This is a genomic window from Desulfolutivibrio sulfodismutans DSM 3696, assembly GCF_013376455.1.
Taxonomy (GTDB): domain Bacteria; phylum Desulfobacterota; class Desulfovibrionia; order Desulfovibrionales; family Desulfovibrionaceae; genus Desulfolutivibrio; species Desulfolutivibrio sulfodismutans.
In genome coordinates this window covers 2,679,150-2,695,023 of record NZ_CP045504.1, presented here as the reverse complement: position 1 = coordinate 2,695,023, position 15,874 = coordinate 2,679,150, and the positions used below count along the sequence as shown (strand labels likewise).

Annotated in this window: 12 protein-coding genes; 11 read left to right on the top strand and 1 reads right to left on the bottom strand. The window is 67.4% G+C overall.

What is annotated here, in order from left to right; translation table 11 throughout:
* Positions 1-6 precede the first annotated feature (6 nt).
* The 7 genes from GD606_RS12345 to GD606_RS20785 are packed head-to-tail and all read left to right on the top strand — an operon-like array spanning position 7 to position 9,443.
* Entirely contained in the window at positions 7-1,755 is a 1,749-nt protein-coding gene (locus GD606_RS12345; RefSeq protein ID WP_163300291.1) for a methyl-accepting chemotaxis protein, read from the top strand.
* A gap of 4 nt (positions 1,756-1,759) precedes the next feature.
* Positions 1,760-2,260: a chemotaxis protein CheW gene (locus GD606_RS12340; RefSeq protein ID WP_163300290.1), complete on the top strand. Its 501-nt coding sequence runs from the start codon at positions 1,760-1,762 to the stop codon at positions 2,258-2,260.
* A complete protein-coding gene (locus GD606_RS12335) occupies positions 2,250-3,590 on the top strand; it encodes a CheR family methyltransferase (protein WP_163300289.1) in 1,341 nt (446 codons plus the stop codon). Before GD606_RS12340 ends, GD606_RS12335 begins: the two co-directional genes overlap by 11 nt.
* Positions 3,577-4,251 (top strand): chemotaxis protein CheW, encoded by a 675-nt coding sequence (locus GD606_RS12330; protein WP_163300288.1) that lies wholly within the window; start codon positions 3,577-3,579, stop codon positions 4,249-4,251. Before GD606_RS12335 ends, GD606_RS12330 begins: the two co-directional genes overlap by 14 nt.
* Complete coding sequence (locus tag GD606_RS12325) at positions 4,248-7,220, top strand: response regulator (protein ID WP_163300287.1); 2,973 nt, start codon at positions 4,248-4,250, stop codon at positions 7,218-7,220. The genes GD606_RS12330 and GD606_RS12325 overlap by 4 nt, the downstream gene beginning before the upstream one ends.
* Positions 7,217-8,254, top strand: coding sequence for a chemotaxis response regulator protein-glutamate methylesterase (locus GD606_RS12320; RefSeq protein ID WP_211922053.1), 1,038 nt, complete (start codon positions 7,217-7,219; stop codon positions 8,252-8,254). Before GD606_RS12325 ends, GD606_RS12320 begins: the two co-directional genes overlap by 4 nt.
* Positions 8,247-9,443: a SpoIIE family protein phosphatase gene (locus GD606_RS20785; protein WP_163300286.1), complete on the top strand. Its 1,197-nt coding sequence runs from the start codon at positions 8,247-8,249 to the stop codon at positions 9,441-9,443. The genes GD606_RS12320 and GD606_RS20785 overlap by 8 nt, the downstream gene beginning before the upstream one ends.
* A gap of 122 nt (positions 9,444-9,565) precedes the next feature.
* Here the strand turns inward: GD606_RS20785 and GD606_RS12310 are convergent, their stop codons facing one another.
* Complete coding sequence (locus GD606_RS12310) at positions 9,566-10,420, bottom strand: DUF6125 family protein (protein WP_246298770.1); 855 nt, start codon at positions 10,418-10,420, stop codon at positions 9,566-9,568.
* A gap of 447 nt (positions 10,421-10,867) precedes the next feature.
* Between GD606_RS12310 and GD606_RS12305 the strand changes: the two genes are divergently transcribed.
* The 4 genes from GD606_RS12305 (at position 10,868) to GD606_RS12290 (ending at position 15,874) form a co-directional block, all read left to right on the top strand.
* Complete coding sequence (locus GD606_RS12305; protein WP_163300285.1) at positions 10,868-12,049, top strand: iron-containing alcohol dehydrogenase; 1,182 nt, start codon at positions 10,868-10,870, stop codon at positions 12,047-12,049.
* A 347-nt stretch (positions 12,050-12,396) separates the two neighbouring features.
* On the top strand, positions 12,397-13,221 hold the full coding sequence (locus GD606_RS12300; RefSeq protein WP_163300284.1) for a sugar phosphate isomerase/epimerase family protein: 825 nt from the start codon (positions 12,397-12,399) through the stop codon (positions 13,219-13,221).
* Positions 13,218-14,219 carry an ABC transporter substrate-binding protein gene (locus tag GD606_RS12295; protein WP_163300283.1) on the top strand — a complete coding sequence of 334 codons (1,002 nt, stop codon included), beginning with the start codon at positions 13,218-13,220 and terminating at the stop codon, positions 14,217-14,219. Before GD606_RS12300 ends, GD606_RS12295 begins: the two co-directional genes overlap by 4 nt.
* A complete protein-coding gene (locus GD606_RS12290; protein WP_163300282.1) occupies positions 14,195-15,874 on the top strand; it encodes an ABC transporter permease in 1,680 nt (559 codons plus the stop codon). The genes GD606_RS12295 and GD606_RS12290 overlap by 25 nt, the downstream gene beginning before the upstream one ends.

Genomic DNA, 15,874 nt, shown 5'->3' with positions numbered 1-15,874 from the left:
AGCAAAATGAGCATTCAGAAAAAAATCATCCTGGGCATTTCAGTGCTGTTTGTCGTCGCCACGGCGGCCTGCGTCCTGGTCTCCACCTGGTTTTTTCGCGAAACCATCATGGGGCAGTTCGAGGAAAAGGCCGAGATGATGTTGTACTCCATGAAGGCTGTCCGGGCGCATATGGGTTCTGTCATCCGTCCGGAGGCGAACAAGTTCATCCGCGAGGACGATTTCATCGCCGAACTCCAGTCCACCTCGTTCACGGCCAAGGGCGTCTTTCGCAAGATCGACGAAAAACGCCGCCACGGCTTCAATTTCAAGACCGCCTCCATCAAGCCCAGAAATCCGGCCAATGCGGCGACCCCGCTTGACGCCGAGATCATCGCCACCCTTGAAGACATGAACGCAAAAGGGCTGGACCCCATCTGGAAGGGCGTGCGGGAGATCGACGGGGTCAAAAATTTCATTGTCGCCGCCGGGGAGGTGAACAAACCTGAATGCGAACGCTGCCACAGCGTGCCCGAGGCGGCCCCGCGCGGCCTGCGGGAGAAGTATCCCCCGGCGGAGGATCGGTCCTACGGGCGCGTCACCGGCAGGATCGAGTCCGCCGAGATCGTGGAGGTGCCCATAGACTCCATGGCCGAGGATGTCCGCACCATGGACGCGGCCATCGTGTCTTCGGCCGGGCTGGCCCTGGTCATGGTCCTTGGTGTGGTGGCCCTGGCCCTGCGCCATCTGTTCAGGCCCCTGGCGCACCTGACCGGCGTGGCCGCGAAGATCGCCGACGGCGACATCAGGGCCGCAGCGGCCGATCTGGCGTGCACCGGGTCGCAGTGCGGCCGGGAGGACGCCAAGGAGGCCGACGTCACCCACCGGCTGACCCAGGCCTTCCGGAAAATGGCCGCCAGCCTGAACTCGCTCATCGGGCTGGTGCAGCAGTCCGGAATCCAGGTGACCACCTCCTCCACGGAGATCGCGGCCTCGGCCCGCCAGATCGAGGCCGCCGCCGCCGAACAGGTGGCCTCCACCACCCAGGTGGCCGAGACCAGCCGCCAGATCGCGGCCACGTCGCACGGCATCCTGGCCTCCATGGGCGAGGTCAGCCGGGCCGTGGCCGACGCGGCAGGCATGGCCGGGGACAGCAGGCGGGGCCTGGCGCTTATGGAGGAGTCCATGCGCAAGCTGGTGGATTCCACGGCCTTTGTCTCCTCCAAGCTGGCGGTCATAAGCGACAAGGCCAACACCATCGGCGCGGTGGTCACGGCCATCAACAAGGTGGCCGACCAGACCAACCTCCTGTCCTTAAACGCCGCCATCGAGGCCGAAAAGGCCGGGGAGTACGGCCGGGGCTTCTCCGTGGTGGCCCGGGAGATCCGGCGGCTGGCGGACCAGACCGCGGCGGCCGCCCTGGACATTGAGGGCATGGTCGGCCAGATGCAGTCCGCCGTGTCCGTCGAGGTCATGGAGATGGACAAGTTTTCCGAGGAGGTCCGGCGCGGCGTGGCCGAGGTAGCCGAGGTGGGCAAAAGCCTGGGGCTGATCATCGACCGGGTGGGGGAACTCGAACCCAGTTTCGCCACGGTCAAAGCCGGCATGCTCGGCCAGTCCGAGGACGCCGGGCGCATCAGCGAGGCCATGGCCCAATTGACCGAGGCGGCGGTCCAGACCCGCGATTCCCTCCAGGAATTCAACCGGGCGGCAGGCCAGCTCAACGAGGCGGTTCGCGGCCTTCAGGACGAAGTGCGCCGCTTCAGGGTCGGGTAGGGACATGCTTTTCGTGGTCTTCACGGCGGACGGCAACCGCTACGCCCTGCCTGTCGGGTGCGTCAGGGAAATCACGCCCGTGGTGGTCTTCCGGGAGTTTCCCGGCGCGCCCGGGTACGTGCGCGGGATCATGAATTACCGGGGGGAGGTCGCACCGGTGATCGACCTGACCGTCCTTCTGGCCGGGCGGCCGTCCCGGCGGCTTTTATCCACGCGCATCATCGTGACCGACCATGCCGGGGCTGACGGCCAGGCCCACGCCCTGGGGCTGGTGGCCGAGCAGGTCACGGACACGGCCATGGCCGCGCCCGGGGACGTGCAACCGCCGGGCATCGAGGTGGAGTCCGCCCCGTACCTGACCGGCCTCATCCTGGACCGGCAGGGGCTCGTCCAGGTGGTGGACCCGGCCAGAATCCTGCCCATGTCCCTGCGCGAGACCCTGTTTTGCGCCGCCCGGGAGGCCCCGGAGGCCAGGGAAGCCCCGGAGGCTGCAGATGCGCCTTGAGCCCTTCGCGGACATCCTGGCCAAGGCCATCGGACTCGACCCCGCGTCTCTGGGGGAGCGAGGACTTCGCCGGGCCGTCGAAACGGCCATGTCCAGGACCGGCCTTTCGGACCCGCAAGGCTATGCCCGCCTGCTGGCGTCTTCGCCCGAGGCCCTGGACGATCTGGTCCGGGAGACGGTGGTTCCGGAGACCTGGTTTTTCCGGGATGGGGAACCCTTCCGATGCCTGGGGGAACGCCTGCGGACGTTTGCCCGGCGGGGCATAAGCCCGCGCATCCTGTGCGCCCCCTGCGCCACCGGGGAAGAGGCCTATTCCCTCGCCATCACCTGCCTGGAGTCCGGGTTGCCGCCGGGCGGCTTCCATCTGGCGGCCGTGGACATCAACGCCGAGGCGCTGGCTGTCGCGGCGCGCGGGGAATACGGCCGCAATTCCTTCCGGGACGACCTGGGCGACGCCGCGCGCCATTTCGTCCGCCGGGACGGCGACGGCCGGTCGGCGGTCATGGCCGTCAGGCCGGAGATTGCGGCCACGGTGACATTTTTGCGGGACAATATCGTTGGCGCGGGCTTTTTGTCCAAGGACAAGCCCTTTGACATCATCTTCTCCCGCAACCTGCTGATCTATCTGAACCCGGAGGCGCGGGGCCGCCTTCTGGCGAACATCGGCCGCCTTCTGGCCCCGGACGGCCTCCTGTTCGTCGGGCATTCGGAAGTCCCGTGCTTTCTGTCCGCAGGGTACCGGCCCGTGCCCCATCCCCGGGCCTTCGCCTGCCGCCGGGACATTCCGGAGACGCCCGGTTCGGCCGCCGTCCAGCCCGCACAGCCGGCCGCGCCTGCGTCGGCGGCCGCATCCCGGCCGCCTGCCCCGGCCACCTGCGGGGCGGCTGGCCTGGCCCGGATTCCGGCCCGGAATCCGGCCAGAGCCGCCGACGGCGGGCCCCGGCCCCAGGCGGACGGGGCACGGCCCACGCCCCCGGCCCGGACAACCGCAGGTTCCGGCCGGGACGATTCCCTGGACGCGGCCAGACGGCTGGCCGACCAGGGCGAACTGGCCCAGGCCGCCGCCCTGTGCCGCCGCCGCCTGGAGACCGATGGCCGCTGCGCCGAGGCCTATTATCTGCTCGGGTTAGTCGAGGCGGCCAAGCAGCAGGTGGAGGCGGCCAAGTCCCTGTTCCAGAAGGCCTTGTACCTGGACCCGGCCCACGCCGCCTCCCTGACGCAACTGGCGCTCATCCACGAGGCCCTCGGCGACGAGCCCCGGGCCGACCTGTACCGGAAACGCCTGCGGCGGCTGTCCGAAACCGAAAGGGGCGGCCATGAACGCGGCTGAGACGGAATACGGCTGCTGGGTGCGCATCGGCTCCTATGGCCAAAGCACCTGCGAGCGGCTTCCCGAGGGCGGCTGCCGGGACTGCCCGCAGTTCCAGGTCAAGGGGCTTGGGCTCTACGACCGGGAGCCGCCGGAGGGATATGCCGGGGAGTGGACACGTATCCTGGCCGAGGCCAAGCCGCCCCTGGAGCAAGACGCCACCTCCGTGCTGGTCTTTCGCATCGGCCAGGAGTGGCTGGCCCTGCGCACGGCCCGGTTCGAGGAGATCATCCCGCCGCGGCCGATCCACACCGTGCCGGGTCTGCGCAGCCGGGCCTTTCTGGGGTTGGTCAACGTAAGCGGGGTGCTTTTGCCTTGCATGTCCCTGGCCGAGATACTGGGCCTGTCCGAACCCGCCGCAGAGGCAATCCCGGCGGGAAGCGCCCGGATCGCGGGGCGCATGGCCGTGGTCGCCGGGCAGGATGGACGTTTCGTCCTTCCGGTGGATGAGATTTCCGGAACGCATCGTCTCGCCCCTGGGGAACGGTTTCAGGCCCCGGTCACGGTCAGCCGGACCCCCCGGCATTTTTCCTGCGGCGTGTTCGCCCTACGCGGGACCGTGGTGGGCGTTTTGGACGAGGACGCCCTGTTTCCGGCCCTGACCAGGAGCATCACCGGATGAGCCCTTCCGACGAACCGGCCGACCTGTCCATGCTGGAGTTTTTCCACTCCGAGCTTGTCCCTGCCGTGGCCTCGCTTCAGACCGGGTTGACGGCCCTTTTGGACGGCCGGGAGTCGGCTTCCGAGGCCGCGCCCTCCCTGGTCCGGTCGGCCGGGTCCATCAAGGCGGCGGCCCATATTGCGGGACTGGCCGGGACCAGCGCCCTGGCCCGGGCCATGGAGGACGTCTTGGAGGCGGCCCGGCGTGACGGGCGTCTTCCCGGACGTAACGCCGACGAGGCCCTTGTGGCCGCCACGGCCGCGCTGGTGCGCCTGTCCCGGCGCGAGGCAAAGGACATCCCTCAGGCCGCTGCGGCCGAGGCCGAGGGGCTGGCCGATCTGGCGATGGTCCTCTCCAGGGCGGCGCGCGAACCGTCCGATTCCATTCCCGGTGCGGAGGGCGGGGCGTCCCTTCCGTCCGCGACCACCCCGGGGTCCGCCTCGGAACCGGCCTCGGCCTCTGCCCCGGAACCGGCCCCGGCGCAGGGCCCGTCCCGCACGTCTGGCTCCACGTCGGGCTCTACGTCTGGCCCCCCGCCTGAACCGGCTGCGGCCGAGTGCCATGCCGACCTAAGCATGCTCGACCTGTTTCGCATGGAGCTGGAAACCAACGCCGCCGTCCTTGACGCCGGTCTGGTCGCCCTGGAGGCGGACCAGCGGCCGGAACTGGTGGAGCCGCTGATGCGCGCCGCCCATTCCGTCAAGGGCGCGGCCCGCATTGTGGGCCTGCCGCTGGCTGTGGAGCTGGCCCATGCCATGGAGGATCTCCTGGAGGCCTGCCGCCAGGGCCGCACGCATCTGGAGACGGGGCATATCGACCTGCTTTTGGCCGGAAACGACGTGTTTTCCCGGCTTGCGGGACGCCCGACCGGGGAGATTCCGGCCGATCTTGCGGCTATGGCCGGGCGCATCGCCGAATTGCAGGGGCTTTTGCACCAAGGCCTCACCGAATCCGGCCCGCCGCCTGCCGCAGGCGTCGCCGCGCCCACCGCCTCCGACGGACAGTCGGCCCCAGCCGGGCCGTCCCCGCCTCCGGAACAGGCCCCCCCCGCAACGACGGGCCGGAGCGTCCCCGCCGCGCCTGCCGCCCGGCCAGGACCGGCGGAGGCCGGAACCCCGACCGGGGACAGCCTGGTCCGGATCTCGGCCGCCAATCTCAACCGCTTCATGGGACTGGCCGGGGAATGTCTGGTGGAGGCCCGCTCCCTGGCTTCCATGAACGGGATTTTCCAGCGTCTCAAGGCCGGGCAGGACGCCCTGTCCGGTGTGCTGGCCGCGCTGCGCGAGGCGGTTACGGCCGGGGAAGGCGCGCAGAATCGGCCCATGCCCTCCGGCCCGGGGGAGACCGTCGGCTGCGGCGAACGCCTGGCCCAGGCCGGGCGGCTTCTTGCCGGTTCGCGGGAGGTTCTGATCCAGGGCATGGAGCGGTTCGACCTGTTCTCCCGGCGTCTGGAGAACCTGTCCGACAGGCTCTACAACGAGGTCGTCGACAGCCGCATGCGGCGGTTCTCCGACGGGCTGCACGGCTTTCCCCGCATGGTTCGCGACCTGGCCAGGGAGCTGGGCAAGCGGGTGTCCTTCACGGTCGCCGGGCAGGCCACCAAGGTGGACCGCGAGATTCTGGAGCGCCTGGAGGCCCCGCTGACCCACCTTTTGCGAAACGCCCTGGACCACGGTCTGGAGGCCCCCGAGGAGCGGGCCCGGCTCGGCAAGCCGGAAACAGGCGTCCTGACCCTCTCGGCCCGGCACTATGCCGGCATGCTGGCCATCACGGTGGCCGACGACGGCCGGGGCCTTGACCCGGAACGCATCCGGGACAAGGTGCTGGAGCGGGGGCTGGCCTCGCCGGAGATGGCCGCAGCCTTAAGCGACGCGGAACTCATGGATTTTTTGTTCCTGCCTGGGTTTTCCACGGCCGGGAAGGTCACGGAGATTTCCGGCCGGGGCGTGGGACTGGATGTGGTCCACTCCATGGTCCGGGATGTGGGCGGCCAGGTCCGGGCCGAGTCCCGTCCGGGCCAGGGCATGACGTTTTTCTTACGCCTGCCCCTGACCCTGTCCGTGGTGCGCACCCTGTTGGTGGATGTGTCCGGGGAGGCCTACGCCATGCCCCTGACCCGCATCGACCGCATTGTCTCCCTGGACAAGGAGGAGATAAGCGAGCTTGAGGGGCGGCAGTTCTGCGTGTTTGAGGGCGACACCATCGGGCTGGTCCCGGCCTGGCGGATCCTGGGGGCGCGGGGTGGCCAGGAGGCGGCCGCACCGGCCGGAAACGCCGGGAACCGGCCGGGAATAGCGGTTGTCGTCATCAGCGACCGCCTGAACCGCTACGGCATGGTGGTGGAGGATTTTCTCGGCGAGCGCGATCTGGTGGTCAAGCCCCTGGACCCGCGTCTGGGCAAGGTTCCCTGCGTGAGCGCGGCCTCGGTCATGGAGGACGGTTCGCCGGTGCTGATCCTGGACGTGGACGACATGGTCCGGGCCGTGGACAATCTGCTGAGCCGGGGGCGGCTTGACCGGGTGGGGGAGGCCTCCACGCGCCAGAGCGGGCGGACCAAACGCATCCTGGTGGTGGACGATTCCCTGACCGTGCGCGAGACCCAGCGGCGGCTTCTGTCCAACCGGGGGTACGAGGTGGAGACGGCCGTTGACGGCATGGATGGCTTAAACGCCTTGCGCGGCCACGATTTCGACCTGGCGGTCACGGACGTGGACATGCCGCGCATGACCGGCATCGAGCTTGTGCGGCAGATACGGGCCGACGCCCGGCTGGCCGGGCTTCCGGTCATGATCGTTTCCTACAAGGATCGCGAGGAGGACCGCATGCAGGGGTTGCATGCCGGGGCGGATTATTACCTGAGCAAGGGCAGCTTTCAGGATGAAAGCCTGCTTTCCGCCGTGGCCGACCTGATCGGGGAGCCCGAGGCATGATCCGGGCGGCCATCGTCAACGACCTGCCCCTGGCGGTTGCGGCCCTGCGCCGCGTCCTGGACGCCGCGCCCGGGGTCGAGGTGGCCTGGACCGCAGGCGACGGGGCCGAGGCCGTGGACATGTGCGCCCGGGACGTGCCGGATGTGATCCTCATGGATCTGATCATGCCGGTCATGGACGGGGTGGAGGCCACCAGGCGCATCATGCGCGAGAGCCCGTGCGCCATCGTGGTGGTCACGGCCACGGTGTCGGGCAACGCGGGCAAGGTCTTCGAGGCCATGGGGCACGGGGCCCTGGATGCCGTAGCCACGCCGGTTTTCGGCCTGGACGGGGCGATTGTCGGCGGCGAGGAACTGCTCAAAAAAATTTTCACCATCGCCAAGCTGATCAGCAAGCCGGGCGGCGCCCCTGGACCCGCCTCCCCGGTCCAGGCCGTCAGCCCTTCGGGCCGACACCCCGCCCTGGCGGTCATCGGGGCCTCCACCGGCGGCCCCAAGGCCGTGGCCGCCATCCTGGCCGGGTTGCCCCGGGATCTCGACGCCGCCCTGGTGGTGGTCCAGCATGTGGACATGCGTTTCGCAGGCGGCCTGGCCGAGTGGCTTCGCAGCCAATGTTCCCTGCACGTCCAGGTGGCCGTGCAGGGCCAGGGACTTTCTCCGGGCGTGGTCCATGTGGCCGGGACCAACGATCATCTGGTTCTGCGGCCCGACCTGACCCTTGGCTACCAGGCCGAGCCCGTGGACTATCCCTACCGCCCGTCCGTGGACGCCTTTTTCGGCAGCGTGGCCCGGTATTGGCCCAAACCCGGAGTGGCCGCGCTTTTGACCGGGATGGGCCGGGACGGGGCCAAGGGGCTTTTGGCCCTACGCCAGGCCGGATGGCCCACCATCGCCCAGGACGAGGCCACAAGCGTGGTCTACGGCATGCCCAAGGCGGCTGCGGAGCTTGGCGCGGCCACGCGTATCCTGCCCCTGGCGGACATCGCCCGGGCCATTTGCGACACCCTCACCCCTGGGAGCACGCCCCATGCCTGATGACCGCACCACCGCCCCTGCTGCAACGGCCCTGGCCGACCATGCCGTCACGGTCCTGCTCATCGACGACCAGGCCATGGTGGCCGAGGCCGTGCGCCGCATGCTGGCCGACGAGCCGGGCATCGTGTTCCACTTTTGCCAGGATCCGGCCAAGGCCATCCAGACGGCCGAGCGCCTTCTGCCCACGGTCATCCTCCAGGATCTGGTCATGCCCGATATCGACGGGTTGACCCTGGTGAAATTCTTTCGAAACCGCCCGAAACTCAAGGACATCCCCCTGATCGTGCTGTCCACCAAGGAGGAGCCCGCCACCAAGGCCGAGGCCTTCGCCCTGGGGGCCAACGACTATCTGGTCAAGCTGCCGGACAAGGTCGAACTCATCGCCCGCATCCGCCACCACTCAAGCGGCTACACCAACCTGCTGCAAAGAAACGAGGCCTATCGCGCCCTTGAGGAGAGCCAGAAGGCCCTGGCCGACGAACTGGCCCGGGCGGCAGAGTACGTCATCTCGCTTTTGCCGCCGCCCCTGGCCACAGGGGACATCCGCACCGAATGGAGCTTCGTGCCCTCGGCCCAACTGGGCGGGGACGCCTTCGGCTACCATGCCCTGGACGAGGACCATTTCGCCCTCTATCTCCTGGACGTCTGCAACCACGGCGTGGGACCGGCGCTTTTGTCCGTGCAGGCCTTAAACGTCCTGCAAAACCAGATGCTCCCCGGCGTCGACTACCGCGACCCCTCCCAGGTCCTGACGGCCCTAAACGACGCCTTTCCCATGGAGCGGCACAACAACCTCTATTTCACCATCTGGTACGGGGTGTACCACACGAAATCCCGGCTCTTGCGCTTCGGCAACGCCGGCCACCCCCCGGCCCTGCTGTTGACCCCGGACGGCCAGGCCGTGGACCTGATCAAACGGAACCTGATGATCGGGGGCATGCCGGACATCGCCTACAAGAGCGACTCCCGGGTCGTCGAACCGGGATCGCGGCTGTTTCTCTTTTCGGACGGGGTCTACGAGGTGGCCCCGCCGGGCGGGGAATACTGGCAGTTTTCCGAGTTCAGGGACTACATGGCCGGGCTTGCGCCCGCGGGGGAGATCGCGTCCCTTCTGGCCCATGTGCGGGCCATGGGCTGCCGCGACGTTCTGGCGGACGACTTCTCCATGGTCAAGGTCATCTTCGACTGATCCGGCCGCAGGACGGGCGCAGGGCGTGCCGCGCCGGGGCCGTGCCCCCAGGCCCCCTGCTGCGTGTCGCGCCCGTGAAGCCGGGGCGGCTGGATTGGAAAAACAGCCAGAACGCCTCGTTTTTAAAAAGCCCCCGGTGTGTTTTCCGGGGCGCTCCTCCCGCCTGGAATCGAAAAGCGCCAGGCGCAGGCGCATTCCGGGCGTGACTGCTCGGGTGGGCAACTGACGCACTCGGTCCTGATGGCCGGGTCGATCCCGGCGGCAAAGGCCGCATATTCCGTGGAGCCGCCGGACATGCAGGGATAGGGCGGCAGCCCCTGGCGCGCCCGGGAGGACTGCACCCGGCACTGGACGATGCGCAGGACGAAAGACGCCGGGGTCTCCTCCACGATATCCCATGGGTTGACGCAGGCGATGAGCCGGGCCCCCAGGGCCTGCCTGAGGGCAGGCAATCCTCCCGCCTCGGGCAATCCCAGGCGGGCCTTGGCGCGAACCGCCTCGTAATACCCCAGGCGCGACCAGCAGGTGTCGTTGACCCGCTTGGCGTCGTGCATGCCGCGCTCGTCTTCGACGGCCCGGAACCAGACCCCGTCCGCCGCCAGCCAGGAAACCGACAGGGCGGACAACAGCCGCTCGAGCTTTTCCCTGCCCAGGCCCGCCAGAAGCGTCGGCACATCGTCCGGAAGATCCAGGGCCTTTTCGATGCGCCTGGCCAGAAGCGGCAGTAGGGCGTCTCCGGCCCGGGCCTCCATGGAGACGGCGGCCTGCGGGCCGAACTGATGCGCCGCCTCGGCCAGCCACAGGCCGTAATGCACGGCGATCTGCCTGACGGCCTCGGCCACATGGCGGGCCAGGACGGCGGTTTCTTCCGTGCCCACCGTGCTCTCCGTGTCCACCGTGCCCACCGTGCCCCCTGGGGCGACGCCGCCGTGGAGATCGACCGGCCCTGACGGATGGGGCGAACCCTGGGATTTCATTCGGGACGTTCCTCCTTGTCCGCGCCACGCCGCGCACCCCGGTTTTTCGCGTCGGCGGCGAACGCATGGACGGCCCCCTGCATATCCAATTGTCTGATCTTTTGCATCTCCCTGGGAGGCGGTCGCCCCTTCTTTCTCCGGAAGGCCTGAACGCCGCGCATCACCGGAACGAAGAAGACCGGCGTGGACAGGCCGCCGGGGGCGCACTCGCAAACATACCGCCCGGCAGGCCCGCGCCGTGCGGTTTTTGGGTTTCCCCATCCCGTGTCCCGGGCGGCCGTGGCCGACGGGCGGCACTGTCGCGATTTTCGTGCAACGAGGGACGTTGCGGGCGGATCGGGATGGCCATATGTTCGGGCCAGGATCAGGCCAGTGGGACGCCCATCGGGCACAACCAGCACCAGGGGGATTGAACCCCGCGCAATCCTCCGTACCAGGGAGCGTGTTATGAACATCCGCGAACAGGTCTACGGTTTTTTCATCCCCACGGTGACGCTTTTCGGCTTTGGCGCGGCCAATGAAATCCCCGGCAAAATCCGCTCCATCGGGGGCGCGAAACCGCTCATTGTCACCGACAGGGGCATCGTGGGCGCGGGCATCCTGAAGCGCATCACCGACCTGATGGATGCCGCCGGATTGGCCTACGCCGTCTACGACGAAACCATCCCCAACCCCACCGATGAAAACGTGCACAAAGGCGTCGGGATCTATGGGCAAAACGCCTGCGACAGCCTGATCACCCTGGGCGGGGGATCGGCTCACGACTGTGGTAAGGGGATCGGCCTGGTCGTCGCCAACGGCGGCAGGATCCACGACTATGAGGGTCTCGACAAGTCGCAAAAACCCCTGCCCCCCTATATGGCCGTCAACACCACCGCCGGGACGGCGTCGGAGATGACCCGTTTTTGCATCATCACCGACCTGTCTCGCAAAGTGAAAATGGCCATCGTGGACTGGCGCGTGACCCCGAACATCGCCGTGGACGATCCGCTGCTGATGGTCGGCATGCCGCCCGCACTCACCGCCGCCACCGGCATGGACGCCCTGACCCATGCCGTGGAGGCCTATGTGTCCACCATCGCCACTCCCATAACCGACGCCTGCGCGGAAAAGGCCATCGAGATCATCTTCAGGCATCTGCGCGCCGCCGTGGCCAACGGCCAGGATCTGGAGGCCCGCGACGCCATGTGCTACGCCCAGTATCTGGCCGGCATGGCCTTCAACAACGCCTCCCTGGGCCATGTGCATGCCATGGCCCACCAGCTCGGCGGCTTCTACGATCTGCCCCACGGAGAATGCAACGCCATCCTCCTGCCCCATGTGGAGAAGTTCAACCTGATCGCCAAGGTCGAGCGGTTCGCCAAGCTGGCCGGGATCATGGGGGCGGAGGTTGCGGGCATGTCCAGGCGCGACGCCGCCGATGCGGCCATTGAGGAGATCAGGCGGCTTTCCGCCGACGTCGGCATCCCGTCCGGGTTGATCGAACTGGGTCGACGCTACGGCAAAGAGGTCCGGGCCGGGGACATCCCCGTCATGACCGCCAACGCCCAGAAGGACGCCTGCGGTCTGACCAACCCCCGCTGCCCCACGGACCAGGACGTGGCCGCCATCTATATGGCCGCCCTGTAGGCCCGAAACGGCACGCGCCCCGGGGAGGGACGCCCCCTCCCCGGGGCGGCAGGATGCCCGCACGGGGGACGATGCCTCATGCAGCGCGCCCCAGGCACGGCGACCCGGGCCGCGAACCTGCCACCTCTCGGTTGCGCAGGGTTTTTGATGGATTTCGAATGCCGTTTGCGCCCATCACATTGAAAATCTCAATGCATTTCTTGCTATCATATCGATAAATCATATTTGACTTTGTGTGTAACATCCAACACATTGCTATTGTTATGTTCAATACATGCTTCGCAAAACATATATTTTAGCCAATGCATCTTCCCCAGTTGGCCATAACCAATCAGGCGTTCGGGTCCGTGCAGAGTCTCCTGGAGTTCTGTCGGACTTACGACTGCTTCGCTGCGGAATACACCTTTCAGCGGGGGGCGCTTTCCCGGCATGAGGTGGCGCTAGAAATTCCCGACATCGAGATTTTGCGCGGCGCAGGGCTGCTGCTGCGGTACCACCTGGCCTTTCCCGGCTTCGACCTGGGGCATCCGGACCCGGTCCGGGCTCGCGAGGCCGTGGAGTTCTACCTCTTTTGCCTGCGCGTCGTGGCCGAGCTGGGCGGCGACCGCGTCACCCTGCACATCGGCCTGGACAGGGCGCTGCGGGGGCGTGTGGACTATGCGGCCGCCGTGGACGGGCTGCGGGAACTGACGGAGACGGGCGAGGGCCTGGGGGTGCGGGTGTGTCTGGAGAACCTGCGTCTGGGCAGGACCGGCGATCCCCGCCAGTTTCAGGCGCTGCTTGCCCAAAGCGGCGCGTTCGCCACCCTGGACGTGGGCCACGCCTACGCCCGCGAGGCGGCCTCCGCCGTGCCCGGTTGCGCCCTGGATTTCATACCCCGCTGCAACGGCCGGTTGCTTGGCGCCCATGTCTACGAAATCGAGGCGGCCGTGCATCCGGGAGGACCGGCACGGCACATGGCGCCGCGCGATCTGACGGCCATCCGGCCGCTTCTCGACGCCATGGTGTGGGAAACATCGTGCGACTGGTGGCTGGTCGAGCTGATGGACGCCGGGGAGATGGCCGACACGTTGCAGCTCTTGCGTCGGTATCAGGACGAGATCAGGATCGCAGGCGGCGCATCTGTACAGGCCGCTGGCAAACTGCACCCCAACGAAAAGGAAATCGCATGAAACGCAACGGCTTCGGGAGACTTGTGGTGCTGCTGGCCGGGGTCATGGCCTTGTTTTCCTCTCAGGCGCTTTTGGCGGCGGGCACGGAACTCAACGTCATCGCCGCCTACAACGCCAAACAGGACATTTTCGACGCCTTCAGCAAGGCCACGGGCATCAAGGTGAACCAGCTGGATATGTCCTCGGGCGAGGTGCTGGCCCGCATGCGGGCCGAGAAGGGCCGCCCCCTGGCCGACGTCTGGTTCGGCGGCGGCGTGGACGCCTTCATCGCCGCCAAAAAAGACGGCTTGCTCGAACCCTACGTCTCGCCCCAGGCCGCGAACATCGATGCGAAATACAAGGACGCCGAAGGATACTGGACGGGCATTTCCCTGGTCACGGTGGATTTTGTGGTCAACACGCAGATACTGAAGGAGCGGGGCATCCCCATCCCCGAGACCTGGGAGGCGCTGACCGCGCCAGCGTTCAAGGGGGAGATCTCCATGTCCGATCCGTCCATATCCGGCACGGCCTATTTCACGCTCTACAGCCTGCTGGCGGCCAGGGGAAAGGAAAAGGGCTGGGAATTTTTCGCAAAACTGGCCGAGAACATCCCCTTTTACGCCAAGCGCGGCTCCGAACCGCCCCAGCGCGCGGCCATGGGCGAGTCGCTGGTGGGCCTGGCGCCGGGACTGTGGCCTGAATTGCAGGCCCAGGGCTACCCCATCCAGTACGTCTTTCCCAAGGATGGCATTCCTTGGTGGCCCGCCCCGGTGGCCATCTTCAAGGACGCCGAGCACATGGAGGCGGCCAAGGCCCTGGTGGACTGGGCGCTTTCCAAGGAAGGGCAGGAAGTGCTCAAGACCAAGGATCCGCGCTTTCCCACCCGGGCCGACGTGGCCCCGCCCGAGGCCCTGGCCGGGGTCGACACCACAACCTTCATCCCCATGGACTTCCTCACGGCGGGCGCTGAGCGGGCCGAGGTGCTCAAGACGTGGCAGGAACGGTTCGCCAAATAGACGCGGAAAACACACCCGGCGGGGCGGTCAGGCGTGCCGCCCCGTTTTTTCTCTCGCCCGAAGGGCTGTTCTTCGGCCTGCTTATGGCGAGCGTGGTGGTGTTTGTCTTGTGGCCCATTGCGGCGATTTTTCTGCAAAGCGTGGTCATCGAAGGCCGACTGAGCCTTGCCGAGTACATCCATCTTTTCACCAACGAGGCCGGGCTGCTCTGGAACAGCGTGTCCGTGTCCGCGCTGACCACGGTGCTGTCCATGGGCCTGGCCACCGGCGTGGCCCTGTACCTGACCCACACCCGGCTGCCGGGCAAACGCCTGATCTTCGGCGTGCTCATGCTTTCCATCATCGCCCCGCCCTTCGTGTCGTCCCTGGTGTACATCATGCTCTTCGGGCGTCGCGGGCTCATCACCCACCAACTGCTGGGGCTCAACATCGACCCCTATGGGTGGCAGGGCGTGGCGCTCATGCAGACGGCCGGGTTCACGGCCATGGCGGCCCTGCTCATCCTGGGGGTGCTGCACCGGGTGGACCGCAGACTGGAGCATGCGGCGCACGACCTGGGGGCCTCGAGCCCCCGCGTGCTTTTGGGCGTCACCCTGCCCCTGGCGGCCCCCGGGCTGCTGGTGGCCGCCGTGGTGGTGTTCATCCGCGCCCTGTCCGATTTCGGCACACCGATCATCATCGGCGGGCGGTTCACGGCCCTGGCCACCCAGGCCTATCTGAACGTGGTGGGGCTTTTCAACATGCCCAGGGCCGCCGCCATGAGCATCATCCTGCTGCTTCCGGCCCTGGCGGCGTTTCTGCTCTACCGGCGCACCCTCGGGCGAACCAACGTCCTGGGCGCGGCCCCCGTGCTGGAGCGCGCCCAAGACCGCATCGGGCTTTCGCCAGGAACCCAGTGGCTTCTGGCCCTCACCACCTGGGGATTTATCGGTTTCGAGCTTGTGAAGTACGCCACCATCCTGTGCGGGGCCTTCACGCGAACCTGGGGGGTGGATTTCACCCCCACCCTGGGCCATCTCCAGGCCTTGACCGCCGACCGGATGGGCAGCTTCTTCCGCAGCCTGCATTATTCCTTCACCGCCGGGGCGGTCGGGGCCATCCTGGGCGGGGTCATCGCCTACGTGCTGGTGCGCAAGCGTCCACCCGGCGGCAAGGCCTTGGATTTCATCGCCGATTTGCCCTACATCATCCCCGGGCCGTTTTTCGGCATCGCCTATATCCTGGCCTTCCATAACCCCCCCCTGGCGTTGACCGGAACGGCCTTCATCGTGGTGGCCAACTGCGTCTACCGGCAGTTGCCCATCAGCATCAAGGCGGGCATGGCCACCCTTGCCCAGTGTCGGCCCGAGACGGAGGCCGGGGCGCGCGACCTGGGGGCCCGGGAGCGCCATGTCCTCGTGGACATCGTGGCCCCGCTCATGAAGCCCGCGCTGCTCATCGCCTTCATCAACACCTTCACCTCCACCATGATCACCATCGGGGCCATCATCTTCCTCGTCTCGCCGGACACCAAGGTGCTGACCGTGGACATGTTCGCCGAAATCAAGCGCGGCCGCATCGGCGAGGCCGCCGTCCTGGCCAACGTGATCATCGTCTCGGTGCTGGCCGTGAACCTGCTTTTTTCCTGGCTGTACCTACGCAGGAGGAAGACGTGA